Raw genomic sequence first — 26,081 nt, forward strand, 5'->3', positions numbered from 1 at the left:
AACCCCGACCGCAACAACCCCGACAGCAACAACTCAGACCGCAACACCGGAGGTAGTCGATGTCTCCCATGAGTGACGCGCCCCCCGCGTCCGGCACGCAAGTCCTCGGCTTCGAGAGCACCCATCTGGTCTACCCCAACGGGACCAGGGCGCTCGAGAGCATCGATCTCACAGTGCGTGCCGGCGAGTTCGTCAGTGTCGTAGGGCCTTCGGGATGTGGAAAGTCCACTCTTCTGCGCATCGCATCCGGCCTGGAGTCGGCCAGCGGTGGCTACACCCAAGTGGGCGCGAACCGGATCGGCTATGTGTTCCAGGACGCGACACTGCTGCCGTGGCGCAGCGTGCGCGACAACATCGCGCTGCTCGCCGAACTGGACGGCGTGCCCAAGGCGGAACGTTATCGGCGCGCCGACGAGGCCATCGAGCTCGTCGGGCTCACCGGATTCGAGAAGCACCTCCCCCACATGCTGTCCGGGGGTATGCGCATGCGGACGTCGGTGGCCCGCTCGCTCACGCTCGATCCCGAACTCTTCCTGTTCGACGAACCCTTCGGCGCACTCGACGAGATCACCCGTCAGCGCTTGGGCGACGAGACCACCAGGCTCTTCGCGGACCGCCGGTTCGCCGGCCTGTTCGTCACCCACTCGGTCTCCGAGGCGGTGTACCTGTCCACCCGGGTCGTGATCATGTCGGGACGTCCGGGCCGGATCGTCAACGACATCGAGATCCCCTTCGACTACCCGAGAGATCCTTCCATCCGCTTCACCGCCGAATTCACCTCGCTCGCGGAGAAGATCTCCGATGCCCTCCGGGAGGCACACTCGTGAGTACCCCGACGCAGACCTCGGATGCCGCCACCGCTGTCGGTGGGGGAGCCGGCACGAACGGTTCCGGGGCCGGAGAACCCGACGCCGGACATGCCGTCTCCGTCACCGGATCGCGCAGCGGCCGCCGATCGCTGATGCCCGTGCTCGGCCCGCTCGCCGTGTTCGCGGTCATCATCGCCGCGTGGTACGCGGTGTCGTACCTGTTGCTCGATCCGGCGCGGCGATTCCTGATGCCGCCGCCACACGAGGTGATCAGCAAGGGGCTGTTCGGGCCCAACGCCCCCGACATGTGGGAGGCGTTGGGACGCACGACCACGGTGGCGCTGACCGGGCTGGCCATCGCGGCGGTGGTCGGGATCTCCTGGGCCGTGCTCATGTCTCAGGCGCAGTGGGCCGAGACTTCGCTGTTCCCCTATGCCGTGGTACTGCAGTGTATTCCGATTCTCGCCCTCGTTCCGCTCATCGGATTCTGGTTCGGATTCGGGTTCTCCGCCCGCGTCCTGGTGTGCGTGCTCATCGCGCTGTTCCCGATCGTGACCAACACGCTGTTCGGGCTCAAGTCCGTCGATCGCGGACATCGAGAACTGTTCGCGCTGCACAAGACCCGTCGGGTCACGAGGCTGTTCAAGCTCGAGTTCCCGGCCGCGATGCCCGCGATCTTCGCGGGGCTGCGGATCTCCGCCGGACTCGCCGTCGTCGGTGCCATCGTCGGAGACTTCTTCTTCAAACAGGGTGCTCCGGGTATCGGCATCCTGATCGACAACTACCGGTCGCGGCTCCAGTCACCCCAGCTGTTCGCCGCGATCCTGTTGGCCTCCGCGCTCGGCGTGGCCGTGTTCGCACTGTTCGGATGGCTCTCCAACCGTGTCGTCGGCAAGTGGCACAACCCGGTTCGTCGCTGACGCACTGTTCTGCTCGTCCTCCCTCGTCCCCTCTCCTCCAGGAGCGCTACATGACTCGTCCAGTCCGCACCCGACGTCTCAGGACCACCCGCCGCGCCGCGGTACTCGCCGTCGCCGCCTCCGGCCTGCTCACCGCCTGTTCCGGTGGGACCGAATCGGCCATGTCCGGTTACGACGGGGAGATCGGTGCGCTCGATCTGTCCGGTGACTGTCCGGAGAAGATCGTCGTCCAGACCGACTGGAACCCCGAGGCCGAGCACGGCTCCATCTATCAGCTGATCGGCCCTGGCGCGAACGTGGATGCCGGGAGCAAGCGCACCTCGGGGCCCCTCTTCGCCGGCGGCGAGTACACCGGGGTGGACATAGAAGTGCGTTCCGGCGGCCCCGCGATCGGGTTCCAGACCGTGATCTCGCAGATGTACCAGGATCCGGAGATCATGCTCGGGTTCATCGACACCGACCAGGCCATCCAGGCCGCCGACAGCAACCCCACGACATCGGTGCTGGCGCCGCTCGAGGTGAGCCCCATGATGATCATGTGGGACCCGGAGACCTATCCGGAAGTGGAGTCCATCGCCGATCTGAAGGACACCGACGCAAAGGTGCTGTACTTCGAAGGCTCTGCCTACATGGACTATCTCACCGGGGCCGACATTCTCTCGCCGGACCAGGTGGACGGCAGCTACGACGGCACACCGGCGAACTTCGTGACCGCGGGTGGCGCCAACGCCCAGCAGGGCTTCGCGAGTTCCGAGCCGTACGTGTACGAGCACGAGGTGGAGGGCTGGATGAAGCCGGTGGGCCTGCAACTCGTCCACGACGCCGGATTCCCCACCTACAAGTCCGCAATCGGGTTGCGGAGCGACGACGTCGACACGCATTCCGCGTGCCTGAGCAAGCTGGTCCCGGCCATACAGCAGTCGATGAACGACTACTACGCCGACCCGACCGCGACGAACGATCTGATGATCGAGGCGATCGAGAAGTACGACACCGGTTGGGTCTACGGACATCCCAACGCGGAGTACGGTGCCGCCACGATGAAGGAGCTGGGTCTCGTGGGCAACGGTGACAACGCCACGATGGGCGACTTCGACCTCGACCGCGTACAGCACCTCCTCGACATCACGACACCGATCTTCGCCGAACAGGGCATCACGATCCCGGCCGACCTGGCTCCGGAGACGCTGGTGACGAACGAGTTCGTCGATCCCTCCATCGGATTCACGGGATAGCCCGATGGCGGTGGACACGACGACGGCCACTCCCGCACCACAGCCGGCCCCCGTGACGATGTCGGCGCCGTCGGATTCCGGCCGGCCCGACTTCGGCCCGTCGGACGTCGACGCGCTGATCGACGATCTCGTGCGGATCCTCGGCCCGCGAGGAGTCGGGACGCAGCCGCGCACTCTCGCACGGGCGTCGAGGGACGGCTCCGGGATGAGTCCGATCCTGACGGCGCAGCACCCACTGGGCCGTCCGGACGTGGTCTGCTTCCCCACGACGGTCGAGCAGGTTCCGGCCGTCGTACGGGCGGCGGTCCGCCACGGAGTCCCGATCACGACCAGGGGCAAGGGCACCGGCAACTACGGACAGGTGATTCCCCGCTTCGGCGGACTGGTGATGGACATGACCTCCCTGCGCCGGATCGTCGAGGTCACGGACCGCACCGTCACGGCCGAGGCCGGAACGAGGATGATCGCACTCGAACAGGCCGCCTGGGAGCACGGACGTCAGCTGTGGATGTATCCGTCGACGGTGCAGTCCACCCTCGGGGGGTTTCTCAGCGGCGGCTCGGCGGGGACGGGTTCGATCGTGCACGGCCGCAACCACATGGGCTTCGTGGAATCCCTGGACGTGGTGTTCGCGCATGCGGACGCGGAGATCGTCCACGTCAGTGGGCCCGATGCACAGCCGCTCGTACATACGTATGGTGTGGCCGGAATCGTGGTTCGCGCCACCGTGCGGGTCGAGCCGCTCCAACCCTGGCGCAGCGTCTACGCGAGCTTCCGCAGCCACCACGAGGCCTTCCCGGCGGCGTGGGAGCTGCGGAATCTGGATCCGATGCCGCGCCTGTGTTCGGCGGACACGGCGACGGTCTCGGCGACGTTGCCTCCGGACGAGGCGATCCCGCGGGGGCGCTCGAGCCTGCGTGGCATCTTCGACGCCACCACTGTCGACACCGTAGCGGCGGTGGTCGAAGCTGGGGGAGGCCGGGTGGAAGCGGTGCGGGAGGGCTTGCCGGGAACCGTCCGGCTGAGCACGCTCTCCTACAACCATCCGACGTGGTGGCTACAGAAAGCGGTGCCGGACAGGTACTTCCACATGGAGGTCCAGGGCGATGCCCTGGTTCACCGGCTGTCGGCGGTGGAGAACGTCTACGAGGGCGGGATGCTGCATCTCGAGGTCGGGTACCAGTCGATGGCGGGGATGCTCAACGGCGTCTATCGGGGCCCCGAGGACGTGTTCGCGGGCGTGCCGAAACTCGAGAAGCTGGGCGTGCGGGTGCATTCTCCGCACCAGTCCTATGTGGACCTCGACGCGGACAGGATCAAAGCCCTTGCCGGGCAGACGGATCCGCAGGGTCTCCTCAACCCGGGAAGGTGGATTCCGTGACGACCCGCACCAGGAGGTACGTCGATCTGACGACGGCGGAGGTGTCCGAGGCGCTCTCGCGTGACTCGGTGCTGGTCCTGCCGACCGGGGCGATCGAGCCGCACGGTCCGCATCTGCCACTGAGCACCGACCTGGTGGTCGCGGAGGCGCTCGGACGCGAACTGGTGGACCGGGGCGCGGCTCTCGGACACGACGTGTGGTTGCTGCCCGCGCTGAGCTACACCAAGTCGGACGAGCACGCGCGCCTGCCGGGCACGATGTGGCTGGGAGCGCACACCTTGTTCGAGACGATCGTCGATCTCGGCAGGTCGATCGCGGCGACACCGGCCCGCAGGGTGCTGTTCGTCAACGGGCACGGCGGGAACTCGGCACTTCTCGAGGTCGCGTGCCGAGAGTTGCGGCGCCGCTTCGATCTCCAGACCTTCCTGTACTCCGGCGGTGGCCGGCCGGGACCGACCGAGTGCGGGTTCGGCATCCACGCGGGATTCACCGAGACGTCGATGATGCTGCATCTGCGCCCGGATCTGGTGGACATGCGGCGCGCGGTGCGAGCCGTGCCGGAGTCGCTGGCCGAACACCGCTACGTGGGGTTCGGCAAGCCCGTCCGGTTCGGTTGGCTCTCGGACGACTTCTCCGCCTCGGGCGTCATCGGCGACCCGACCCCGGCGAACGCCGATCAGGGGAAGGTGTTCTTCGAGGACGCGGTGTCGACGTTGGTGGGTGCGATCGGGGAGATCGCGTCGTTCGACCCGGGGCGGGTGCTGCGTCCCTGAGCGTCGGCCCGACCGGCGAGGCCGGGGCGGCGCAGCCGATGGGTGTTCTCGACGATGGCGCGGATCAGGGCCCGCTCCGGTGGCGACTGCGCGCGCCGTGCGGAGGTGATCAGGGTGAACTGGGTGGTGCCGGGACTCGGCAGGCCGTCCACCGGGTGCAGGTCCGCGGGGAGCAGGCTCTCGCTGTGCACGATGTAGCCGAGGCCGGCGAGGACGGCCGCCCGCAGACCGAGCTGTCCCTGGGTGGTGCACGTGATGCGATAGGGGATGCGGGCGCGCTCGAGCGCGCGCAGCGCGGCATCCCGGGTCAGGCTCGGGGGATGGTAGGTGACGACGGGCACCGGGCTCTCCGTCGCCCGTGTCCGGGCGTCCGGACCGGCGGGCCCGGCCCAGACGAGCCGGTCCTCGAAGACGAGCTGTCCGTGCTTCTCGCCCGGCCGGCGCTTGACGAAGGCGAGATCGAGTTCGTCGGCCCGGAGTTGGGCATGGATTTCCTCGCTCAGGCCGACGGTGAGCTCGAGATCGACCTGCGGGTAGGCGCTGCGGAACTCGAGCAGGATCGCAGGCAGGGCCTGCGCGACCAGGTCCTCGGACACCCCGAACCGGATGTGTCCGGCCAGTTCCTCACCGCCGAAGTATCGCTCGGCTTTCTGCTGTGCATCGACGATGTCCCGCGCGAACCCGAGCATCGCGGCTCCGTCCGAGGTCAGGACCACGCGGTGGGTGTCCCGCGCGAACAGTTCCCGGCCGATCTGCCTCTCCAGCCGGGCGATGTGGCCGCTCACGGTGGGCTGCCGCAGACCGAGCTGCCGCGCCGCGGCCGTGAACCCGCCGTAGTGCTCGACCGCGAGGAAGCTGCGCAACAACACCGGGTCGTACACGGCCACCCTCTCCTCGGTCGTCGTCACCGTTCCGCCGACTGTCCATCGCGGATCTCGATATCTAATATAGGCGCCATAGCGTCAGGCGATGGAGTGGACGGTCGTATCGTCTGTCCGTGAAGTTCCTGAGCAAGTTCTCCATCGACGGGTTCGTCCTCGCGATCTTCGGCATGGTCGCGGTCGCGAGCATCTTCCCGGCATCCGGCCAGGCCGCCGTCGTGGTGGACTGGGCCACCAAGATCGCCATCGGGCTGCTCTTCCTCATCTACGGCGCCCGCCTGTCCCCGGCCGAGGCGTGGCAGGGAGTCAAGCACTGGCGGCTGCACGCGGTGATCCTGGCCATCACCTTCGTGCTGTTCCCGCTGCTCGGGCTCGCCCTCCGGGTCCTCGCACCGACGGTGATCTCGGACGAGATCTACACCGGAATCCTGTACCTGTGCCTCGTGCCCTCGACGGTCCAGTCGTCGATCGCGTTCACCTCGATCGCACGGGGCAACGTCGCGGGTGCGATCGTCAGCGCGTCGTTCTCCAACATCGTCGGAGTGTTCGTCACGCCGCTGCTGGTGGTGCTGCTGATGAACACCACCGGCGACGCCCACGTCGACGCCGGCGCCGCGGGAGCCATCCTGCTCCAGCTCCTGGCGCCGTTCCTCGTCGGTCAGTTGATCCGGCCGTGGATCGGCGCGTGGCTGAAGCGCAACGCCGGGCCCACCAAGATCGTGGACCGCGGATCGATCCTGCTCGTCGTGTACGCCGCGTTCAGCGAGGGCATGAACGAGAACATCTGGAGCGCGGTCGATGCCGTGCAGATCGCGGTACTGGTCGTGATCTGCCTCCTGATGCTCGCCGTCGTCATGGGTACCTCGGTGGGGATCGGCAAGGTGCTGGGATTCTCGCTCGAGGACCGCATCGTGATCCTCTTCGCGGGCTCGAAGAAGAGCCTCGCCTCCGGCCTCCCGATGGCTGCCGTGCTGTTCGCCGGGGGACCCGTGGGGTTGATCGTCCTTCCGCTCATGATCTTCCACCAGATCCAGCTGATCGTGTGTGCGGTCATCGCGCAGCGTCTCGCCCGGCGGCCGGTGCGCGAGGGCGAACTCGTGGAGGTGTGAGAGCCGCCTACGCGCGGTACATCGACCGGTGGACGTGCGTGGCCGAGACGAGTCGGCCGGCACGGAGTACGTAGCGCTCGGCCGAGGCGTCGGCGATCGCCTCCTCGAGGTCGGCGGCGCGCACGGCCAGCAGGTCCGCGCGGGCACCCGGGAACACCCCGGCCTCCGGGAGCCCCATCACCGCGCGAGCCCCGGTACTGACGGCGTGATACGCCTCCGCCGTCGTGAGATGTGCCGCGGTCACCAGGAGCATCGCCGTCTCCAGGGCATCGCTGCGGCCGAGCGGGTTGAACGGGTCGCGGACATTGTCCGCGCCCGCACCGACACGGACCCCGGCATCGAGGAGGGCACGCACCGCGGTCAGGCCCCGGGGCGTGGAGACCGGATGATCCCATCCCTGCAGGTAGAGATTCGTGATCGGCAGGGTGACGATTCCGATGCGGCTGTCCACCACCGCCCGCACGGTGCGTTCGAGGACGTCCGGGTCCACCGTCCCGAGACTGACGCAGTGTCCCGCGGTGACCGGCATCGACTCCGGCCAGTCACGCACCGACTTGGCGAGTTCCTCGAGGGTCAGCATGTCCGGGTTCAGCTGCTCGTCCGTGTGGAGATCGACACCGACTCCCCGGCGTTCGGCGATCCGCAACAGCCGCTGCAGGTCCGAGCTCGGTGCCGGTGTGTGGTGGGGTGAGCCCCCGACCAGATCGACGCCCAGGTCGAGGGCTTCGTCCAGGATCTCGTCGGGAGTGTCGAACGGGCAGAGGGCGACGAGCTGGACGTCCATGACATCCGCGAGCTCCTCACGCACGCGGACCAGGGCGCGGACACCGCGTAGCGGGGCCGGGCCGGGAAGCAGATCGACGTGGGAACGCACAGCGGTCGTGCCGTTCGCGAGGAGCGCCAGCGCGGCGCGGCGCGCGCGGACCGCGATCCCGTCGACGGTGAGGTGGGCGCTGTGCTCGCGCCAGGAGTCGATCGCCCGGCCGAGGTCCCCCATGGGCGGCCGGATCTCGTTCCACGAGAAGGCCTTGTCCAGATGTGCGTGCGGCTCCGCCGGTGCGGGGAGCAGGAGGTATCCGTCCAGGTCGAGGGCATCGGCGGTATCGGCGGTATCGACGCCGCGCTCGACGGCGCGGGTTGTCGAGCACGGCGCCGCGTCGGTGACGTGCGTTACCGCGCCGTGGTCCAGCCTCACGTCCACCCGGCGGCCGTCCGGCAAGGTCGCGCCGGTGAGGACGCGGAGGAGCCTGCCGTCCGCGACGGGCCTCTGTTCGTCGGTGTTCTCCACGCCTGCAACCTATTCGACGAGTGTTTCGGGAACGTGTCGAGCAGGTTGTGACGAGCAGGTTGTGTCGAGCAGGTTGTGACCAGCGGGGAATAGCGACGACGGGTACCGGGTTGCCCCTTCTGATCGCTACCCGACCATTTTCGAGAGGGGCCCGACATGACCGACGGCGCCGTCCAGGTGATTCGCAGTGCGGACCGAACGATCCTGCGTCTTCCGGACGTGACGAGCCGCGGGTCCTTTCCGTTCGCGGGCAACTTCGACCTCGTGGAGAACGCGCACGGGATGCTGCTGGTGCACAACGAGGACACCGTCGACGCGGGCGCGGGCTTCGACCGGCACACACACCGGGACATGGAGATCATCACCTGGGTGGTGAGTGGATCCCTGGTACACCGGGATTCGTTGGGAAACGTCGGGGTGCTCACCTCCGGATCGGCCCAGCGCATGACTGCCGGTAGCGGAATCTCCCATGCCGAGTACAACGACTCGTGGACCGTCAGTGGTCTCCCCCGGCACCGCGACCCGGTCACGGTGGTGCAGATGTGGATTCCGCCCGATTCCCTCGGACTGGAGCCGGACTACCAGGACCTACCGCTCGACGACGCGTTGTCGGGAGGAGACCTGGTGACAGTGGTCAGCGGAATGGCGAGGCACGCCGGGGGCACGGTCGGACGCATCCGCAACGAGCATGTCGCTCTGCACGCCGCGCGCTTGGAGCCCGGGCAGTCGGTCTCGGTTCCCGAGTCGCCGTACGGCCACGTGTTCCTCACGAGAGGAGCAGTGGACTTCGAGGGCGCGGGACGGCTCGAACACGGCGACGCGGTACGGCTGAGTCGCAGTGGGGGACAGTCGGTGACGGCGCTCGAACCCACCGAGTTGCTGATCTGGGAAATGGATGCGCGCGCGGGTTCGGTCCGCTGAGGCGGCCGTACGGTCAGCCGCCGGCGATCTCGACCGGATCGAGGCAGCTGGCCGCACCACCGACGAGTGAGCACGGGACGGGCTCCCGGGTCGGCCGGTAGTGACCCGGGACGCCGCCGTCACGCACGAGCCCGGTGTACATCGGGACCGCGTCCGTCGGTCTCCGTGTCAGGCTGGGATCGGTGAGAACGTCCACGGTGTACAGGCCGAAACGGGGTGTGTAACTGCCCCATTCGTAGTTGTCGGTGATGCTCCAGTAGTTGTAGCCCATCAGGTTCATCCCGTCGGCGGCGGCCCTCTGAATCCAGTACACGGTGTCGGCGAGCAGATCGTCGCGTCGATAGCCGTCCGGGCGGGCGGCGCCGTTCTCGGTCGGCATACCGTTCTCCACGATGTAGAGCGGGCGGCCGGGAAACTTGTCCGCGTAGAACCGCAAGGCGTAGTAGATGCCTTCCGGTTGCAGTGTGGCGGTCCACATCTGTCCGGTGAGCGCGCCGACGGCCCCGAACGGATCGCCCAGCGAGGCTCCGTAATAGTAGTCGATCCCGATGTAGTCCAGTCGGTCGGCGACCAGATCGAGGAACACGCCGTCGACGGCGTCTTCGACCGCGGGGATGTAGGCGGTGTTGCTGGTGACCATCGCGCCGGGTTGCCGGTCGTGGATGTGGTCGTAGATCGTGTTGTGCGCGTCGGCGAGCCGGCCGAACATCGTCGGTAGCTCGGGTGCGGGCAATCCGCCGTAGCGGATCTCGTTGGCCACGTAGACGGTCGGTTCGTTGACGGTCACCCACAGCGGGTCGGTTCCGGAGTACCGGTCCACGACGACCCGCGCGTTCGCGAGCCAGTCCTCGACCATGCGCGGATTGCTCCATCCGCCGTAGTCGACCGCCCAGCCCGGGTACACCCAGTGGTCGAGGGTGAGCATCGGCCGCATTCCCGCGGCTCGGATCTCGTCGATCACGGCGTCGTAGAACCGGAACGCCGCCTCGTCCCACTGCCCAGGGTGCGGTTGCACACGGGCCCATTCGATGCCGATGCGATACGTGTCGACACCGAGGTCGGCGGCTCGGCCGATGTCCTCCGCATGGCGGTGGACGAAGTCGACCGAGTCCAGGTACGGATCCTCGACCCGCCCCTCCGCGATGTAGCGAGTCCAGTTGCTGTCCGGTGCACTCCCTTCCGACTGGAAACCGGAGGAAGCCACTCCCCAGAGAAAGTCCGGACCCAGCGGCGCGAGGCCGTCGGTCCGGGCGCCGGCCGTCGCGGACGAGGCGACGAGTGCGAGCGAGAGAGTGCACAGCAGCGGGGCGAGACGGGTGGCGACGGTCATGCGCACTTCTCCTCGCGTCGGCGCCGAGTCGTGGTCGCGCTCGCTACAGTCGGGTGCATGAGTCCACTTGCTGCAGCCGACTCCCAGCAGATCGGATCGTGGATCGTGCTCGGCGCGATCGTGGTGGTCGGCCTGTTGATCCTAGCGCTGTTCGTCGGCGCGATCGTCGATATCGCGAGGTCGGACACCTACCAGACGGGAGGCAAGGCGGTGTGGATACTGCTCGTGTTCGCCTTTCCCGTTCTCGGGCCCGTCGTCTGGTTCGTGTGGGGGCGCAAGTCGTCGTTCACCTGAGCGCTGCGGGCGCGGTGGCGTCGCGGGTGCTCAGACCTTCTGGCGCGCGTCCCGGAACTCCAGGCGACGGGCGAGTAGCGCGGCCTGCAGGGGCCTGAGGCCGGAGGCGCGCGTCGGATCCAGTCCGGTGAGCTCCGCGATCCGCTTGAGCCGGTAGTCCACCGTGTTGGTGTGGACGTGCAGCTGGCGGGCGGTGCGTTGCCGGTTGAGGTCGTTGTGGACGTGGACGTCGAGGGTCTTGACGAGATCGGGGTACCGCTCGAGCGGTTGCAGCAGCTGCACGAGATGTGCCCGGCCGACGCCCGGCCGCATCATCTGGTACTCGTACACCAGGTCCGTCATGCGATACACGCCCGGCGCGCGGTGGAGTTGCCGGGCGAGGTCGAGTAACTCGTGTGCCTGCTCGGACGCCTGGGGAACCGACTCGGTGTCGGCCTGCACCGCTGCGGCGGTGACGGTGACCTCCCCGGCGGAGGCGAGCTGTTCCACCACGTGGTCCACATTGGCGTCCTCGTCGGCGTCGGGTATGAGCACCGTGCCACCCTCCGGGCTGAGGAGCGACAACGCGGCCCGGCCGTACGCCTTGGCGAGTTCGGCCTGGACCCGACGGAGTTTGCGGCGGGCCGCGACGATCGGCTGAACGCCCGGATGGCCCTCGTCCGTGTGCTGGTCGAGGTGGAGGGCGAGGACGACATACGAGGGCGCGACCTCGATGCCACAGTGGCGGGCCATCGCCGACGTGCTCTGTCCGCTGAGGAGTGCGGTGACGAGAGTGTGGGCCGCGGTGTGGTGCTCGCTCGCCACGACCTTGAGTTCGGCGATGTACGCCGACGTCGCTGCCTGGGTGACCTTGTCGAGCATGGAGATGAGGAGTTCGGCGCCGTCCGCCATGTGGGCGAGATCGTCGATCTCGGCGCCGGACACCACGTGGCGCCAGCCGAGGCGGAACCCCTCGTGCAGGACCTCGAGAACGGTGGCGAGCGGGATACCTTCGCGGGCCCACTGAGCCGACGCGTCGCGGAACCCCGCGAGGTCCTCATCGGTGGGCACGCGACGCTTGTCCAGCATGTCCATCGCCAGTCGCAGGCACCCCATCGTCACGTTGGTGACATCGCCCTGCAGTTCCTCACGCGGGAGCAGCCCGCACGGGATCACGTTCGCCGCGAAGTGGCCGACGAGATCGTTGGCAAGAGAGCGTAGATTGCCGAAGGATGAGGAAGCCGGTGAGCCGGCGACCATGATGATGCCGGAATTCGGTTCATTGACAAGCGTCATAAGAGGTCTCCCGAGAATCTCCGTCGCGTCTCGATTGAATAACGCGACTGCGGGTATCACCATAGTGACCCAAACGTGATATCCGCCACTGATTCAGCCAGATTCTTCTGGTGAAATGCATTTTTCCTCGTGTCGGACGTGTCCTCGCGTCGAACCCGGGACGCGGCCGTGTGCCCGTCCCGATTCGGGACGGGCACACGGCCGCGACTGGGTTTTGTGAGATGTTACGAATCCGGCGTCTAGGAGCCGGACGATCCGGCGGCGCTGCCGCTGGATCCGGACCCGAGCGAACCGGTGCCGCCGGGGCCGCCGTCCGAGCGTCCGCCGATCGGTGCGTTGCCGGCGCACACGATGCTCGATTCCGGGAATCCTGCCGGATCGAGCGCGTGCTTGATCCAGTCGATCGCCCGGGGCGAGTAGGTGATGCTCAGGTGGTCGGAGACATCCACCGGGCACCCGTCCTGCAGGGTGACGTTGCGGACGTTACCCGGGCCGTAGGGGTTGAGGAACGTCGACTCCCAGGGGGTGGTCACCTCGTCGAACATCGTGCCGATGATCGTGTAGTCGATCCCGGCGATGGTGTCGCCCTCGGCGTTGAGCCGCTTCAGCAGCGGGGAGTCGTAGACCTGCTGGATCCCGGAGACACCGACCAGGTAGTCGAGCACCGGGTCGAGGTTCAGGCCGAGGCCGCCGATGAATCGGTTGAGCGCGCCGATGCCGAGCAGGGTGGTCCCGTGGTTCGTGGCGCCGAGCGTCACCAGGTTCTGGACCTTGTCGGCGCCGCCCTCGAACTTCAGGTACTGGCGTGCCATCAACCCGCCCTGGGAGTGCCCCACGATGTCGACCTTCGACGCTCCGGTACCGGCGAGGACGGCATCGACGAAGGCAGCCAACTGCTGAGCGGATTCCTCGATCGGCTTCACGCCGTAGACACCGGGGATGATGGTCCCGAGTCCGCCCTTCTGCAGCAGGTCGGACTGGCCGTAGTTGATCGCGAAGACGCAGTAGCCCTCCGCCGCGAGCGCGGGCGCGACCCCCGACCAGTTGTTGTACGCGTTCTCCCAGGTGCCGTGTGCGAGGACGACGGGACGCGGATGCGCCGCCGACGGCTTGCAGCCCCAGTCGTTGGCGCCGACCGGGGCCGCGTTCGGGTTGAGTAGGCCGTTGGCGAACGCCTCGGGGAAGCTGGTGGCCGGCGCGCCGACCCCGACAGTGCCGTTGGCAGGCGGAACGACGACGTCTGCGGCGGCCGGTGTGGCCGTCAGCGCCATTGCCCCCGCAACCGCGAGCGATGCGATGACTCCTGCGGCAGCCCGGACAGGTCGACGATGACTCTTGTCCGCACTCCGCGTAGATGTGATCCATGTCATGGGCCGGAACCATAAACTACTCAGGAGTCAGTTCTCGGGGGTCGAGGAAGGCCCTATGCTCGACTTTTCCCGCGTCCGGGTGCCGGATTCCGCGACGTCGAGCGCGGGAGACGATCGGTGTCCGCAGCACGCAGAAGTGGATGAAAGTACTTGTGCCGCAAGGTAAACGATGGTTCCTCGGGGACTGGCCCCAGGCGGTCCCCGGCACCTCGTCGCTGTCGTTCGCTCGCCGCCGGGGTGTCGGGAAACGCTGGCCGCCGTCACACGACCCGGCCGGGGATCTCTACCCGACCTCACAACCGGAAATCGAGGGGCGGTACGCCGATCACTCCCGAACGGTGTCTGCCTGCTCGATCAGCAGTCCGGACCCGTCGGCATCCACCCGGACGGTCTGTCCGGGCGACAGATCGCCGCGAAGCAGGAGTGAGGACAGTCGATTGTCGAGTTCCTTCTGCACCGTGCGCCGCAGCGGCCGGGCTCCGAACTGCGGCTCGAACCCCTCGTCCGCCAGCCAGTCCACGGCCGCCTCGGTGACGTCGAGCTCGATGTCCTGCGCGCGCAGAAGCCGCCGTGTCGAGCCCAGGACGAGTTCGACGATCTCGCGGAGCTGTGCCTTGTCGAGCCGGTGGAACACCACGGTCTCGTCGATCCGATTGAGGAACTCCGGCCGGAAGTGTGCGTGCAACCGTTCCATCAGCTGCGGGACGATGGCGTCCACGTCGCCGTCGGGGGCGGCGAGAATCAGGTCCGAGCCGATGTTGCTGGTGAGGATGACGATCGTGTTCTTGAAATCGACCGTGCGGCCCTGGGCATCGGTGACCCTGCCGTCGTCCAGGAGTTGCAGGAGCACGTTGAACACGTCGGGGTGGGCCTTCTCGATCTCGTCGAAGAGCACCACGGAGTACGGCTGCCGCCGCACCTTGTCGGTGAGTTGGCCCGCCTCTTCGTATCCGACGTAGCCGGGAGGAGCGCCGACGAGTCGGGAGACGGTGTGCTTCTCCTGGAACTCGCTCATGTCGAAGCGGATCATCCGGTCCTCGTCGCCGAACACCGCCTCCGCCAATGCCTTGGCGAGTTCGGTCTTCCCGACACCGGTGGGGCCGAGGAACAGGAACGATCCGGTCGGACGGTTGGGGTCGGCGAGGCCGGCGCGGGCTCGGCGTACCGCCTCTGCCACCGCGGTGACCGCCTCCTCCTGGCCGATGACCCGCGAGTGCAGCACGTCCTCGAGCGCGAGCAGCCGCTCGCGCTCCTCGGCGGTGAGATCCGCGACCGGGATGCCGGTGAGCCGCGAGATGACCTCGGCGATGTCGATGACCTCGACCTCCGGGGTGGCACCTGCTGCGACCGAGCCCAGTTCCTCCTCGAGCGCGGTGATCTGGTCCTTGAGCTGAGTGGCCCGTTCGTAGTTCTCGGCGGAGACGGCGGAATCCTTCTCCCGCTTGAGCCGGGCCAGTTCCTCCTCGCTCGACCGGGTGTCCGCGTCCGGCGTCTTCGTCCGCAGGCGCACCCGGGCACCGGCCTGGTCGATGAGGTCGATGGCCTTGTCCGGCATGAACCGGTCGGTGATGTACCGATCGGACAACTCGGCCGCGGCCACGAGCGACTCGTCCGTGTAGTGCACCTGGTGGTGCTCCTCGTACACGTCGGCGAGACCGCGCAGGATCTCGATGGTGTCGTCCACGGACGGTTCGCTGACCATGACAGGCTGGAACCGGCGCTCGAGTGCGGCGTCCTTCTCGATGTAGCGTCGGTACTCGTCGATCGTGGTGGCGCCGATCGCGTGCAGATCTCCCCGTGCGAGTGCGGGTTTGAGGAGATTGCCGGCATCCATCGATCCCTCGCCGCCGGCACCGGCCCCCACGATGGTGTGCAACTCGTCGATGAAGATCACCAGCTCGTCGGAATGCTCACGCACCTCGTCGAGGATCTTCGTCAGCCGTTCCTCGAACTCGCCGCGGTACTTGCTGCCCGCGACGAGGGCTCCCACGTCGAGCGCCACGACCCGCCGATCGGCCAGTGTCGACGGGACGTCGCCGTTGACGATGCGCTGTGCGAGCCCCTCCACGATTGCGGTCTTCCCCACACCCGGGTCGCCGATCAGTACCGGATTGTTCTTCCTTCTGCGGGAAAGGATCTCGATGGTCTGTGCGATCTCGTCCGCACGTCCGACGACCGGGTCCACGTTGCCCGAACGTGCCTCGGCGGTGAGGTCGCGGCCGTATTCGTCCAGTGTCGGCGTCGCGGACTGCTGGGTGCCGCCGGGTGCGGAGGCATCCAGTCTCGCGTTGGCGCCGGCCAGGGCGCGCGCGGCGGCACTCTCCGGGTTGGACGCGATGCCGAGCAGGATGTGCTCCGGGCCGATGTAGCTGACTCCGGCCTGCCCGGCCTGCTGTTGTGCGGTCCGCAGCGCCAGCTTCGCGGCGGGACTCAGCACCAGGGAGTCGTCGTCCGGCGACGCCCCCTTGGCGACCGCGTCGCGCATCTGCTCGGCAACCTTGTCCGGGTCGAGATTGAGCCCGCTGACGACGCCGCGGGTGGGGTCGTTCAGCGTGGCGGCGTAGAGCAGATGCTCGGGGGTGATCTCCGGGCTGCCCCAGTCCCGTGCGGCCTGCCGCGCGAATCCGACGAGTGTCTTCGCGTCGTCGTTGAGGAGTCTGCCCAGATCCACGCGCTGCACCGGCGCTCGGGTGGGGCTCCCGCCAGGGCCGAAGAACCGGCTCAGAATGTCGTCGAACGGGTCGCGGGAAATCCAGCCCTCGGTCATCGGTGCACCTCGTATCACGTGGTCGAAGCTGCCTGTCGCCTGGCGATTTCAGGCTACGCGGGCGGAGCGTCCGCGCGCAGGCGTATTCGGGGCGCTCGCGTCCGAGGTCTCCGTCACGCCGCCGACGGGAGGTGACCTGCCCTACGGTGCGGGGTTGCGACGGGGGAGGATCCGGGTGTTCGGCAAGGTCGGCGCAGGCAGGCGTGGGCGCGCGCCCACGTATCCGTCGACCTGCCCGAACCTGTCCGACTCGTTCTCCCATTCCTCGCGGAACGTGACCACTTCCTCGTGCGAGCGGGCGACGAAGTTCCACCACATCACGATCTCCTCGCCGAACGGTGTCCCGCCGAGGAGGACGACCCGCGCCGGGCCCGTCCCGCGATTCGTCAGCACCAGTTCGGCGGAGCCGGTGCCCACGTAGCCGAGTTCGGCACGCTGCAGAGTGGTGTCGGCGACCTGCACCTCGCCCTCGTCGACGAGCACTCCGTGTTCGAAGCCGGGATCGACGTCCAGCCGCACGGTGGCCCCCGGGTCCAGGACGATCTCCGCCCCGACGAGGGGGCTGAAGGTGTGGACCGGGGACTCGCTACCGGCGAGCCGGCCGAGGAACACCCGCAGCGCGGCCCCCTCGATCCGGACGAGCGGAGGCACGTGGTGCTCGAAGGCGCGCGGTGCGTCCCGCGCGTGGGCGGGCAGCGCCAGCCAGAGCTGCACCCCGTGCAGCGTGGACGTGTCCGGCGTGGAGACCTCGGAGTGGGCGATTCCGTGCCCGCCGGTCATGAGGTTCATCTCGCCCGGGCGGACCAGTGCATGGCTGCCGAGGCTGTCCCGGTGCTCGATCTCGCCGGTGAACAGCCAGCTCACCGTCTGCAGCCCGGTGTGCGGGTGCGGTGCCACGTCCATTCCTCCGGTCACCGACACGTCGTCCGGCCCGTAGTGGTCGGCGAAACACCAGGCGCCGATCAGCGACCGTGCACGCTGTGGCAGGGTGCGGCGCACCGGCATCGCCCGCGGTCCGCCGAGCGGCACGTCGCGGGGCGTGATGACCTCCACCAGCGGTGCCGTGGGATACTCGACCGTCGAGGCGGGCTCGCAGACCTCCTCGACGGGGTGGGGGTCCAGATTGCTCATCGTCCTCGTCTCCTGCCTTCGTTCCGGGCCGTCCGTCCCGGGTGTGCGATGGCCTGCTGTCACGGTATTCCCGTGCGGGGGACGGCGGCGCTGCTCCGGTCGATTCGCCCGGAGATCGTCGGTGACGACGCTTCCAGTAATATGATTGCTCTGTCAACCAATTGAGGTCGAGGACGTCGGAGGTGCGGTGGTGGCCGATCGGAACGGGCCGTGGCTCGACGACGACGAGCAGCGGATGTGGCGTGCCTATCTCGACAGCACCCGCCTGCTGTTCCGGACACTCGACCGTCAGCTGGTGCGCGACTCGGGGATTTCGTTCGCCGACTACGAGCTGCTGGTGATCCTGTCCGAGGCGCCGGGACGGCGGCTGCGGATGAGCGAGATCGCCGAAGCCGCCACGACGACTCGGAGTGGGGTGACGCGTGCCGTGACCCGGCTGGTCGAGCTCGGCTGGGTCGTGCGGCTCGAATGTGAGGACGACCGGCGTGGCACCCTCGCCGAACTGACGGACGAGGGCTTCCGGGTCCTCGAATCCGCCAGCCCCGGGCACGTCGCCGCGGTGCGGTCCACCGTGTTCGATCAGCTCGATGGTGACGACGTCCAGCGGTTCACCGCCGCGTACCAGGCAATTCGCGATCGGATGCAGGGCCGGGACTGAACGTCCGGCGCCCTTGCGCCACATGCATTTCGGTGCCGAGTCGGCAAGCGCACGCGCACGTTCCCGGCGATCCGCGCAGCGTGCAGCGTTCGCACATGACTGCGGCCTGCGCGAATCCGCGCGACCTCGTCCTGGTTCCGGCTGTGGAAGGTGTCGCTCGCCGGGGCCGTCAGAACACCGGGCCCCGTCAGAAGATGGGATCCTTTCCTTCCGCGACGAAGTCGACGATCCGCTGGGCGAGAGTGGACAGCTTGACGTTCTCGCGCTGTGAGTTGGTGACGAGGATCTCGAAGGCGTCGTCGGCGGGTATCCGGCGCAGGGCCATCACGATGCCCTTGGCCTGTTCGATCACCGCACGGGTGGCCATGGCCTTCTTCAGGCCGGCGAGTTCGGTGTAGGCGTGCTCGGCCTCGCGCGCGAGCACGACGGTGCTCTCCACCGACGTCATATACACCCTCAGCAGGGCCGCATCCAGGTCGTTGAATCCGTGGTCGTCGAAGCTGTACAGGTTGAGAGCGCCGACATTGTCGGATCCCAGCGTCAGCGGTGCGGAGAGAAAGCTCCGTACCCCCTCCGTGCCGAGCCGCTCGGCGAGCTGCGGCCAGCGCCGCTTCGCCTCCTCGAATCGCGCCCGGACGATCTGCTGAGACCTCGCCGCCTCGACGCACGGGCCCTCCCCGAGCGTGTACTGGTCACCGTCGATCGTCACGACACGGCGGTCGGTGAATGCCGATGTCTCGGCGCCACCGTCCTTCGACAGCAATGTGATCCCCGCCATATCTGCACCGGCAAAGGTGATGACGACACGTCGGCACAGCTCCTGCATGAACGCGTGCACCTGGACCTGGGAGGTGAGCCGTTCCTGCATGCTCTCCAGGGCGGCCGCAACGGCATCTACCCGGGCGAGCGCGTCGACCCCGGTCGGCGATGCTGGCTCGAACAATTTCTGCTCTCCCTTGGAGAAGGGCAGGCGCACGGACACCTGCTGATCCTGACGGTCGGCAGGTGTCTCTACCGAGTGCAGTAAATATAACGGCGAATGCCGATTCTGCCGAACCGGATGGCTCGGCCGCCCGCGGCCGGTGGCGAAACATCTTTCCCGCCAAGAGAACTCCCTGCGATCGGTCGCGAGGGGTTTCCCGGGCGAGGCCGCTCGAGGCCGGTATGGATAATGGAAGCGAACACCCAAAGCCAGGATTGGATCTGTGAAACCGCACCACGTCGCTCCGAGCAGCACGCTGGTCGACGGCTCTCCGGGTGGCCCGGTGCGGCTCTCCGCCGCACTGCCCTATCGCTACGATCTGGACGGATTGCGCGGAATCGCGATCGCACTGGTCGTCGTCTACCACGTCTGGTTCGGCCGAGTGTCCGGCGGCGTCGACATCTTCCTGGTGCTCTCCGGGTTCTTCTTCACCGGAATGCTGGTGCGCCGGGTGGAGAGCGAAGCGGGCCTGTCGGGGCGGTCGGTGCTGCGACGCACCGGTAGAAGGCTGCTCCCAGCGCTGGTCGTCGTCCTGGCGGCCACCGCGATCGTCACGGTGCTCCAACGCCCGTTCACCCAGTGGTCGGTGATCGGCGACCAACTGGTGGCCTCGCTGTTCTATTTCCAGAACTGGCAGCTGGCGCACACGGCCGCGGACTACGCGGCGGCCGATGCCTCCGTGAGCCCGCTCCAGCATCTCTGGTCGATGTCGGTGCAGGGCCAGTTCTACCTCGTCATCCTCGCGGTCATCGCACTGGTCGCGTGGTCCCTGCGTCGCGCCGGGCGGGTCGGTATGGTCCGGCCGACGCTGATACTGCTGCTCACGGTGGGTGCGGTCGCGTCGTTCCTGTACGCCGCGGCTCTCGTCCAGGTGAACCAGCCGTGGGCGTACTACGACACCGGCGCGCGGCTGTGGGAGCTGCTGGTCGGTGCGCTCCTCGCGCTCGTCGTCCATCGGGTGAATCTGCCGTTCCCGGTCCGCAGCGCCCTCGCGATCGCGGGATTCGCGGTGGTACTCGGATGCGGCTTCCTCATCGACGGCGGGGCGACGTTCCCCGGCCCGGCAGCGCTGATCCCGGTCGGGGCCGCGGTGGCGCTGATTCTCGCCGGCACCGGGATCGGCCGCCAGTCGGCGGTGGTGACCCTGTTGGCGACGCGCCCGTTCGTGACCCTGGGCTCGCTCGCCTACTCCCTCTACCTGTGGCACTGGCCGGTGCTGATCTTCTACATGTTCTGGCGCGAGCGCCTGAGCGTGGGGGTGCTGTCCGGTGCGGGGGTCATCGCGGTGTCGCTGGCCCTCGCCTGGCTGACCCAGCGCTACGTGGAGGCGCCGTTCACCGAACGCCGCGATGTGACGCCCCTGCTGCGGCTGCGGGTGATGACCGTGTTGCTCGTCGCGGCGGCCGTCGCCATCGTCGCCGGTGCCGTCGGGTGGAACGTCCGCCTCGCCGTGGACCCGGAGCAGGGTTCGCGAGTGGAGCCGCTGGACCCGCGGACGTATCCCGGCGCCGCGTCGCTGGTGCCGGGAGTGTTCGCGCCGGAGGCGCGGATGAGGCCCACTCTGATCGAGGCCTCGGCCGACCTCCCCCAACCCACCCTCGACGGCTGCATCACCGGTCTCATGGAGGAGGACGTCGTCACCTGTACGTACGGCGATCCGAACGCGGTGCGCACGATTGCCGTGGTCGGTAGTTCGCACGCCGAACACTGGATGCCGGCCCTCGACGAGATCGGCAAGCAACGTGGGGTCCGGATCGAGACGTACCTGAAGGCAGGGTGCCCGCTGACCACCGACACGGAGCCGATGCTCGGTGACGTGCCCAATCCCGGCTGCCACGACTGGTCCGCCGAGATCCTCGACCTGTTGCGCGACGATCGCCCGGACTGGGTGTTCACGACGTCGACCCGGCCCCATCCGGAGGACATCGGCGACATCACCCCACCCGACTACGTGGACGTATGGCATCGGCTGGCCGACTACGGGTTGCCACTGATGGCGATGCGGGACACACCCTGGCTGCACGACGACGGAGTTCCGCGGTCGGCGGTCGACTGCCTCGCCGACGGCGGCGACGCCGACAGCTGCGGCATGCCCCGGGACGAGGTGCTGTCGCCGATGAACCCGACCCTCGACGCGGCCTGGGACCTGCCACTGGTGTTTCCCCTGGACATGACCGATGCGGTGTGCGACGTCGACGTCTGCCGGGCGATCCAGGGAAACATTCTCGTCTACCACGACTCCCACCACCTGTCGGGAACCTATGTGCGCAGCGCCGTTCCCGAACTGGACCGGCAGATGGGGCTGGCCACCGGCTGGTGGTGACCGGTCAGGTGGTGCCGTCCGCCGTCGACAGCGCGATGGCGAGCGCCGCCCGACCTGCCACGTCGCGCAGTGACCGGCCGGTGATCGACTCCGCCTTCTCCAGCCGGTTGCGGACGGTGTTGGGGTGCACGTGCAGGGCCTCGGCCGCGAGCCCCAACGAGCCGTCCGCCGCGTGGAAGGCGCGGAGCGTTGCCACCAGGAAGGTCCCGTGCCTGTGGTCGTGCCGCGCGAGGGGGAGGTAGACGTGGTGGTGGAACGGCGCCGACTGGTCGGCGCGCAGCCGTCCGATCAGCGCCGCCAGGGTGGCCGTGTCGCGCCCGGAGGAGGGCAGCCCGCGCCGCTCGGAGAGCCGGAACGCGGCGAGCGCCTCGTCCATCGCACTCGCCACGTAGCCGATCGGGACCGGACCGCCCACGCCGTGTGGATCCGGGAGTGCGCGCCGGATCTCGCCGCCCGGTGGATTCGGCACGATGGCCGTCAGGACCCCGTCGAGGAGTCCCACCGGGTAGTCGCCACCGAGCACGACCTCCGGACGCGCGTCGGCGTCCAGGCAGACGACGAGAACGTCCTGGCCGGGCCGGATCACCCGGTGCAGTTCGGGAGCGAGGACCGACGTGTTCGCCCAGCCCTTCCGTACCGCATCCAGTAGACGCCCGACCGCAAGCCGGCGCTCCGCGACGAGCTGGCGGGTGATGCGCAGGCCGTCGAAGTAGTCGTCGATCCGCGCGAAGGCGAGCGTCGGGGGGATCTCGAGTACCACGATGCCCGCCGACCCGGCGTCCACACGCAGGCCTTCGGGAACGTGCGGCCAGGCGATCTCGGTGCCGAACCCGATGGCGGACGCCCCGGCGTCGATGCAGTCCCGGGTGAAGCGGCGGACCGCGGCGTCGTCGGTGAGGACGAGCCCGGTGGTGAACACGAGCGCACCGCGCGGCACGTATCCGCCGGGGCGCGGGAGTTCGGTGGCGTAGGTCGAGGTCACCGCCGAGTCGAGGCCCTCGTCGCCACCGACCACGCGTAGGAGGGGCAGTGCGTCGGGGACGAGGAGATCCCGCACGACGACGGAGGCCGAGGACAGGATGGACACGGCCGTAAGGTACGGCGGCCGTGTTGTGGCCAGGTAACGCGGCAGTGTCCGTCGAGTACAGCCCTGACCGTCCGGGTTGTAGCCGGCTCCAGTCTTCGCGCCCGGTGCTTCCCCGGGCCGCGTGCGAGTCCCTACGTTTCCCCCACACCCGTACACCCGTCGCACGAGTTCCCGGAGCGTTCCCATGGATATCGCAGCATCTCCGCCGCAGGCCGACAGGCGGCCGGGCCGCATCGTCGATCCGGACTTCCCGCTCGACCCCGTCCCGCCCGCCTACCGTCAGGGACGGTGGCAGGTGGCGATCGTGGTCGCCGGGTTCCTGTTCTTCACACCGACGATGGTGACCGCCGGTCAGGTGGCGGCTCCGCTCGGCTTCGGCTCCTTCGTCCTCGCAGCGGCCGCGGCCACCGCCTTCCTCGCCGTGTACATCACCACGCTCGGCTGGCTGTCCACCCGATCGGGGCTGTCGACCGTCCTGCTCGCCCGCGCCACACTCGGGCGGCTGGGCGGTAAGTGGGCGTGTCTGCTCCTCGGCGGCACCCAGGTCGTCTGGTACGCCATCACGATCGGGATCCTCGGCAATCTCGTCGCCGCGGCCTTCGGATGGTCGATCACGTGGCCCGTCGTCGTCGTAGGTGGCATCGTCATGGCAGTGACGGCCTACTACGGCTTCAAGGGCATCGAGATCCTGTCGTGGATCTCGGTCCCGCTCATGACCGTTCTGTGCGTGTGGGTGCTCGCCAGGGCAGTCGGCGAGGCAGGCGGCTGGCCCGGACTCGCCGGGACGGGGCCGTCGGGTGAGCCGGTGTCGATGGGGGCGGCGATCAGCATGATGATCGGGACCTTCATCAGCGGCGGGACGCAGATGGGCAACTGGACCCGCTTCGGCCGGACCGCCGCCGGGACCGCGGGTCTCGTCGCGGGTGCCGTCGTGGTCGTGCAGTTCGCCATGCTGTTCTTCGGCGGGGTGGGCGCGATCAGCTACGGCATCGCGGACTTCGCCGAACTCCTGCTCGCCATGGGCCTCGTCGCGGTTGCCCTCGTGCTGCTCGTCGCGAACCTGTGGACCACCAACGACAACACCGCCTACGCGTTCGGAGTGGCGGGCGCAGAGTTGTTCGAGCGCAACGACAAACGCCCGTTCGTCGTCGGCGGAGTCGTCCTGGGCATCGTGCTCGCGATCAGTGGGATCGCCGACTCGATCCTCGACTACCTCGTCGTCGTCGGGGTGATGATCCCGCCGCTCGGAGGAGTGATGATCGGCCTGTACTTCACCTCCGTCGCTCGTCTCGACCCGGCGCGTGCGGTGGCGGACGCACCACAGATCCGGCTCCCCGGCCTCCTCGCGTACCTACTCGGTGTGGCCGCCGCGCTCGCCGGGGCGCTCACCGACACCGGCAGCCCCGCGATCCAGGGACTCGTCGTGGCCCTGGTCGCCGCTCTCGTCGTGGGACGTCTGTTCCCCGACGTCGCGGCGGAGAGTTCGCACACCGAACAGGCAGGAGTGGACAGATGGCAACCGTGATCGTCGACGCCGACGTCATCACGATGGACCGGGACACCGGGGCGACGCCCGTGACCCGCAGCATCCGGATCGAGGGGGGCGTGATCGCCGAGATAGGCGATTCCGTGGCAATTCGGGAGGGCGACACCGTGATCGACGGCACCGACCGACTCGTCACCCCGGGCCTCGTGAACGCGCACACCCACAGTTGGGAGACGCTGTACAAGGGCCGCTACGACAATCTTCCGCTCGAACTGTGGATGCTGTACTCGTATCCGATTCTCGGCATCGAGCCGCTCCCGGCGGACGTGGTCCGGCTCCGGAGCCTCGTGTTCGCGATGGAGAGCCTCACGTCCGGTGTCACGACGCTCGTGGATGACGTCCTCGAGACTCCCGGCCAGAGCGCCGGGCAGTTGGCCGCCGTATTCGGTGCCTACGACGAGGTCGGCATCCGGGCCAACGTCTCCGGGCACGTCATCAACGTTCCGTTCCTCGACACACTCCCGTTCGTCACCCGGTGGCTACCGGACGAGATCGTGCGCGAGGTAGGTGGGCAGAGCCTGCTCACCGCCGACGAGTACCTCGCGTTCAGCCGGGAGGCGTTCGCGAGCCACGACCGCACGGGCGGTGGACGATTGCGCTACATGCTCGCCCCGTCGGCCCCGCAGCGGTGCACGCCCGATCTGCTCCGCGGCGCCACCGAGCTCGCTGTCGCTCGAGACGCCGAGTGCCACATCCACGTACTGGAGACCAGGACACAGGCGGTCACCGCCGACCTCCTGCACGGGACGACGTTCGTCGAGTATCTGCGGGACCTCGACGCGCTGTCGCCGAACACGACTTTCGCCCACGGGATCTGGCTGACGGATTCGGACATCGACATCGTCGCCGAACACGGTGTCTCGGTCTCGCACAACCCGCTCTCGAACATGAAGCTGGGTTCGGGGCTCGCCCCGTGGCGGGCATATCACGATCGGGGAGTGACGTTGGGCCTGGGCACCGACGGATGCTCGAGCAGCGACACACCCCGCATCCTCGAAGTCGCCAAGGCGGCGGCTCTGGTCCACAAGATCACCGATCCCGACCCGGACCGGTGGCCCCGCGTCGAGGAAGTGCTCACGGCGGCCACCGTCGGGGGAGCGCGCACGGCGCGCCTCGGCGACACCGTGGGTTCGCTCGAGGTGGGAAAGCGGGCCGACTTCCTCGTCTACGACCTCACCACTCTCGCCTTCACGCCGCGTTCGCGCCTGGACCACCAATGGGTGTACTCGGAGAACGGTTCCTCGCTCGAATACGTCTACGTGGACGGTCGCAGGGTGGTCGATCACGGGCAGGTGACCACGGTCGACCAGGAGGCGATCCTGCGCGAGTTCCGCGCGATGATGCCGCGCATCGCCGAATGGCAGGACGCGGTGGACCGGGCCAATTCGGTTCTGCACGAGCCGTTCACCCGGATGTATCGCGAGGCGGTCGCGTACCCGCTGACTGCCGGGAGGTGAGGTGATTCGGCTCCGAGCGTGAGGCCCGTCTTCTCTACGCCGACCCTTCCGAGCAGTGCGAGAGCAACAGTTCCAGGGCATGCCGCACGGTGACCTCGACGACGTGTGCCGGTTCCCCGTCGTAGCGGTGGACCTCGGTGTGGTCCCGCCCGGGAGCGTGTACCCCGAACCACACCGTGCCCGGCGGGCATCCGTCCTGTGGGTCGGGGCCGCCCGCGCCGGTCACGGACAGCGTCAGGTCCGCGCCGAGGAGTTCGGCCGTGGTCTCCGCCATGGCGGCCGCGGCGTCCTCACACACCACCGGTCCCGCGGGCACCCGCAGCAGTGTGTGTTTGACCTCGGAGGAGTAGGCGACGATGCCACCGCGGAACCATCGTGACGAGTGCGCCGAGGCGGCGAGTGCGGCGGCGAGTCGGCCGCCGGTCAGCGACTCCGCGGTGGCGATCTGCAGGCCGGCGTCGATTGCCACCCGGGATACGGACTCGGCGAGGGCGCCCAACTCGGTATCCGCTGTCTCGCTGTCCGCCATGGAGTGGAGAATAGG

Annotated in this window: 22 protein-coding genes; 12 read left to right on the forward strand and 10 right to left on the reverse strand. The window is 68.2% G+C overall.

The window, feature by feature from the left end:
- Positions 1 to 68: 68 nt before the first annotated feature.
- Genes G4H71_RS11550 through G4H71_RS11570 form a run of 5 tightly spaced genes read left to right on the forward strand, consistent with a single transcriptional unit; the run spans position 69 to position 5,118 of the window.
- Positions 69 to 827 (forward strand): ABC transporter ATP-binding protein, encoded by a 759-nt coding sequence (locus tag G4H71_RS11550; protein ID WP_217631326.1) that lies wholly within the window; start codon positions 69 to 71, stop codon positions 825 to 827.
- The gene (locus G4H71_RS11555; RefSeq protein WP_246442226.1) at positions 824 to 1,729 is read left to right on the forward strand and encodes an ABC transporter permease; all 906 of its coding nucleotides are present in this window, start codon (positions 824 to 826) and stop codon (positions 1,727 to 1,729) included. The genes G4H71_RS11550 and G4H71_RS11555 overlap by 4 nt, the downstream gene beginning before the upstream one ends.
- 50 nt (positions 1,730 to 1,779) lie before the next feature.
- Complete coding sequence (locus G4H71_RS11560) at positions 1,780 to 2,964, forward strand: substrate-binding domain-containing protein (RefSeq protein ID WP_072738515.1); 1,185 nt, start codon at positions 1,780 to 1,782, stop codon at positions 2,962 to 2,964.
- Between the two features lie 58 nt (positions 2,965 to 3,022).
- Entirely contained in the window at positions 3,023 to 4,345 is a 1,323-nt protein-coding gene (locus G4H71_RS11565; RefSeq protein ID WP_083343156.1) for an FAD-binding oxidoreductase, read from the forward strand.
- Positions 4,342 to 5,118, forward strand: coding sequence for a creatininase family protein (locus tag G4H71_RS11570; RefSeq protein ID WP_139183282.1), 777 nt, complete (start codon positions 4,342 to 4,344; stop codon positions 5,116 to 5,118). Before G4H71_RS11565 ends, G4H71_RS11570 begins: the two co-directional genes overlap by 4 nt.
- On the opposite strand, the gene G4H71_RS11575 is transcribed toward G4H71_RS11570, so the two are convergent.
- A complete protein-coding gene (locus G4H71_RS11575) occupies positions 5,022 to 6,005 on the reverse strand; it encodes a LysR family transcriptional regulator (RefSeq protein WP_174561861.1) in 984 nt (327 codons plus the stop codon). The two genes, G4H71_RS11570 and G4H71_RS11575, sit on opposite strands and share 97 nt — an antisense overlap.
- Before the next feature lie 110 nt (positions 6,006 to 6,115).
- Between G4H71_RS11575 and G4H71_RS11580 the strand changes: the two genes are divergently transcribed.
- The gene (locus tag G4H71_RS11580) at positions 6,116 to 7,108 is read left to right on the forward strand and encodes a bile acid:sodium symporter family protein (protein ID WP_072738512.1); all 993 of its coding nucleotides are present in this window, start codon (positions 6,116 to 6,118) and stop codon (positions 7,106 to 7,108) included.
- A 7-nt stretch (positions 7,109 to 7,115) separates the two neighbouring features.
- On the opposite strand, the gene G4H71_RS11585 is transcribed toward G4H71_RS11580, so the two are convergent.
- Positions 7,116 to 8,396: an amidohydrolase family protein gene (locus tag G4H71_RS11585; protein WP_083343134.1), complete on the reverse strand. Its 1,281-nt coding sequence runs from the start codon at positions 8,394 to 8,396 to the stop codon at positions 7,116 to 7,118.
- A 156-nt stretch (positions 8,397 to 8,552) separates the two neighbouring features.
- Here G4H71_RS11585 and G4H71_RS11590 point away from each other — a divergent pair, with 156 nt between their 5' ends.
- Positions 8,553 to 9,317, forward strand: coding sequence for a pirin family protein (locus G4H71_RS11590; RefSeq protein ID WP_072738511.1), 765 nt, complete (start codon positions 8,553 to 8,555; stop codon positions 9,315 to 9,317).
- A gap of 13 nt (positions 9,318 to 9,330) precedes the next feature.
- Here G4H71_RS11590 and G4H71_RS11595 read toward each other — a convergent pair whose 3' ends face one another.
- A complete protein-coding gene (locus G4H71_RS11595; protein ID WP_072738510.1) occupies positions 9,331 to 10,647 on the reverse strand; it encodes a family 1 glycosylhydrolase in 1,317 nt (438 codons plus the stop codon).
- Between the two features lie 57 nt (positions 10,648 to 10,704).
- On the opposite strand from G4H71_RS11595, the gene G4H71_RS11600 reads away from it, so the two are divergent.
- Positions 10,705 to 10,941 (forward strand): PLDc N-terminal domain-containing protein, encoded by a 237-nt coding sequence (locus tag G4H71_RS11600; RefSeq protein WP_072738509.1) that lies wholly within the window; start codon positions 10,705 to 10,707, stop codon positions 10,939 to 10,941.
- A gap of 30 nt (positions 10,942 to 10,971) precedes the next feature.
- Here the strand turns inward: G4H71_RS11600 and G4H71_RS11605 are convergent, their stop codons facing one another.
- The 4 genes from G4H71_RS11605 to G4H71_RS11620 form a co-directional block, all read right to left on the reverse strand.
- The gene (locus tag G4H71_RS11605) at positions 10,972 to 12,216 is read right to left on the reverse strand and encodes a PucR family transcriptional regulator (RefSeq protein WP_072738508.1); all 1,245 of its coding nucleotides are present in this window, start codon (positions 12,214 to 12,216) and stop codon (positions 10,972 to 10,974) included.
- Between the two features lie 239 nt (positions 12,217 to 12,455).
- Complete coding sequence (locus G4H71_RS11610) at positions 12,456 to 13,487, reverse strand: lipase family alpha/beta hydrolase (RefSeq protein WP_072738507.1); 1,032 nt, start codon at positions 13,485 to 13,487, stop codon at positions 12,456 to 12,458.
- A 424-nt stretch (positions 13,488 to 13,911) separates the two neighbouring features.
- Complete coding sequence (locus G4H71_RS11615) at positions 13,912 to 16,353, reverse strand: ATP-dependent Clp protease ATP-binding subunit (RefSeq protein WP_072738506.1); 2,442 nt, start codon at positions 16,351 to 16,353, stop codon at positions 13,912 to 13,914.
- A gap of 141 nt (positions 16,354 to 16,494) precedes the next feature.
- Complete coding sequence (locus G4H71_RS11620; protein WP_072738505.1) at positions 16,495 to 17,484, reverse strand: pirin family protein; 990 nt, start codon at positions 17,482 to 17,484, stop codon at positions 16,495 to 16,497.
- A 235-nt stretch (positions 17,485 to 17,719) separates the two neighbouring features.
- Between G4H71_RS11620 and G4H71_RS11625 the strand changes: the two genes are divergently transcribed.
- Positions 17,720 to 18,142 carry a MarR family winged helix-turn-helix transcriptional regulator gene (locus tag G4H71_RS11625; RefSeq protein ID WP_072738603.1) on the forward strand — a complete coding sequence of 141 codons (423 nt, stop codon included), beginning with the start codon at positions 17,720 to 17,722 and terminating at the stop codon, positions 18,140 to 18,142.
- A 187-nt stretch (positions 18,143 to 18,329) separates the two neighbouring features.
- On the opposite strand, the gene G4H71_RS11630 is transcribed toward G4H71_RS11625, so the two are convergent.
- Positions 18,330 to 19,379 carry a GAF and ANTAR domain-containing protein gene (locus G4H71_RS11630; RefSeq protein ID WP_185284892.1) on the reverse strand — a complete coding sequence of 350 codons (1,050 nt, stop codon included), beginning with the start codon at positions 19,377 to 19,379 and terminating at the stop codon, positions 18,330 to 18,332.
- 1 nt (position 19,380) lies between these two features.
- Here G4H71_RS11630 and G4H71_RS11635 point away from each other — a divergent pair, with 1 nt between their 5' ends.
- On the forward strand, positions 19,381 to 21,447 hold the full coding sequence (locus G4H71_RS11635) for an acyltransferase family protein (protein WP_072738601.1): 2,067 nt from the start codon (positions 19,381 to 19,383) through the stop codon (positions 21,445 to 21,447).
- 4 nt (positions 21,448 to 21,451) lie between these two features.
- Here G4H71_RS11635 and G4H71_RS11640 read toward each other — a convergent pair whose 3' ends face one another.
- Positions 21,452 to 22,534: a PucR family transcriptional regulator gene (locus G4H71_RS11640; RefSeq protein WP_072738504.1), complete on the reverse strand. Its 1,083-nt coding sequence runs from the start codon at positions 22,532 to 22,534 to the stop codon at positions 21,452 to 21,454.
- Between the two features lie 184 nt (positions 22,535 to 22,718).
- Between G4H71_RS11640 and G4H71_RS11645 the strand changes: the two genes are divergently transcribed.
- Both G4H71_RS11645 and G4H71_RS11650 read left to right on the forward strand, forming a co-directional pair.
- A complete protein-coding gene (locus tag G4H71_RS11645; protein ID WP_072738503.1) occupies positions 22,719 to 24,059 on the forward strand; it encodes a cytosine permease in 1,341 nt (446 codons plus the stop codon).
- Positions 24,047 to 25,537, forward strand: coding sequence for an amidohydrolase family protein (locus G4H71_RS11650; RefSeq protein WP_072738502.1), 1,491 nt, complete (start codon positions 24,047 to 24,049; stop codon positions 25,535 to 25,537). The genes G4H71_RS11645 and G4H71_RS11650 overlap by 13 nt, the downstream gene beginning before the upstream one ends.
- A 34-nt stretch (positions 25,538 to 25,571) precedes the next feature.
- Here the strand turns inward: G4H71_RS11650 and G4H71_RS11655 are convergent, their stop codons facing one another.
- Positions 25,572 to 26,066: a CinA family protein gene (locus tag G4H71_RS11655; RefSeq protein WP_072738600.1), complete on the reverse strand. Its 495-nt coding sequence runs from the start codon at positions 26,064 to 26,066 to the stop codon at positions 25,572 to 25,574.
- Between the last annotated feature and the right edge of the window lie 15 nt (positions 26,067 to 26,081).

The sequence above is a fragment of the Rhodococcus triatomae genome (genome assembly GCF_014217785.1).
In the GTDB taxonomy this organism is placed as follows: domain Bacteria; phylum Actinomycetota; class Actinomycetes; order Mycobacteriales; family Mycobacteriaceae; genus Rhodococcus_F; species Rhodococcus_F triatomae.

Bases quoted from the DNA above. Each gene is read 5' to 3' on its own strand.
- G4H71_RS11550 (WP_217631326.1), top strand. From the start codon at position 69: ATGAGTGACGCGCCCCCCGCGTCCGGCACGCAAGTCCTCGGCTTCGAG.
- G4H71_RS11560 (WP_072738515.1), top strand. From the start codon at position 1,780: ATGACTCGTCCAGTCCGCACCCGACGTCTCAGGACCACCCGCCGCGCC.
- G4H71_RS11565 (WP_083343156.1), top strand. From the start codon at position 3,023: ATGTCGGCGCCGTCGGATTCCGGCCGGCCCGACTTCGGCCCGTCGGAC.
- G4H71_RS11590 (WP_072738511.1), top strand. From the start codon at position 8,553: ATGACCGACGGCGCCGTCCAGGTGATTCGCAGTGCGGACCGAACGATC.
- G4H71_RS11595 (WP_072738510.1), bottom strand. From the start codon at position 10,647: ATGACCGTCGCCACCCGTCTCGCCCCGCTGCTGTGCACTCTCTCGCTC.
- G4H71_RS11600 (WP_072738509.1), top strand. From the start codon at position 10,705: ATGAGTCCACTTGCTGCAGCCGACTCCCAGCAGATCGGATCGTGGATC.
- G4H71_RS11605 (WP_072738508.1), bottom strand. From the start codon at position 12,216: ATGACGCTTGTCAATGAACCGAATTCCGGCATCATCATGGTCGCCGGC.
- G4H71_RS11610 (WP_072738507.1), bottom strand. From the start codon at position 13,487: ATGGCGCTGACGGCCACACCGGCCGCCGCAGACGTCGTCGTTCCGCCT.
- G4H71_RS11615 (WP_072738506.1), bottom strand. From the start codon at position 16,353: ATGACCGAGGGCTGGATTTCCCGCGACCCGTTCGACGACATTCTGAGC.
- G4H71_RS11620 (WP_072738505.1), bottom strand. From the start codon at position 17,484: ATGAGCAATCTGGACCCCCACCCCGTCGAGGAGGTCTGCGAGCCCGCC.
- G4H71_RS11625 (WP_072738603.1), top strand. From the start codon at position 17,720: ATGTGGCGTGCCTATCTCGACAGCACCCGCCTGCTGTTCCGGACACTC.
- G4H71_RS11645 (WP_072738503.1), top strand. From the start codon at position 22,719: ATGGATATCGCAGCATCTCCGCCGCAGGCCGACAGGCGGCCGGGCCGC.
- G4H71_RS11650 (WP_072738502.1), top strand. From the start codon at position 24,047: ATGGCAACCGTGATCGTCGACGCCGACGTCATCACGATGGACCGGGAC.
- G4H71_RS11655 (WP_072738600.1), bottom strand. From the start codon at position 26,066: ATGGCGGACAGCGAGACAGCGGATACCGAGTTGGGCGCCCTCGCCGAG.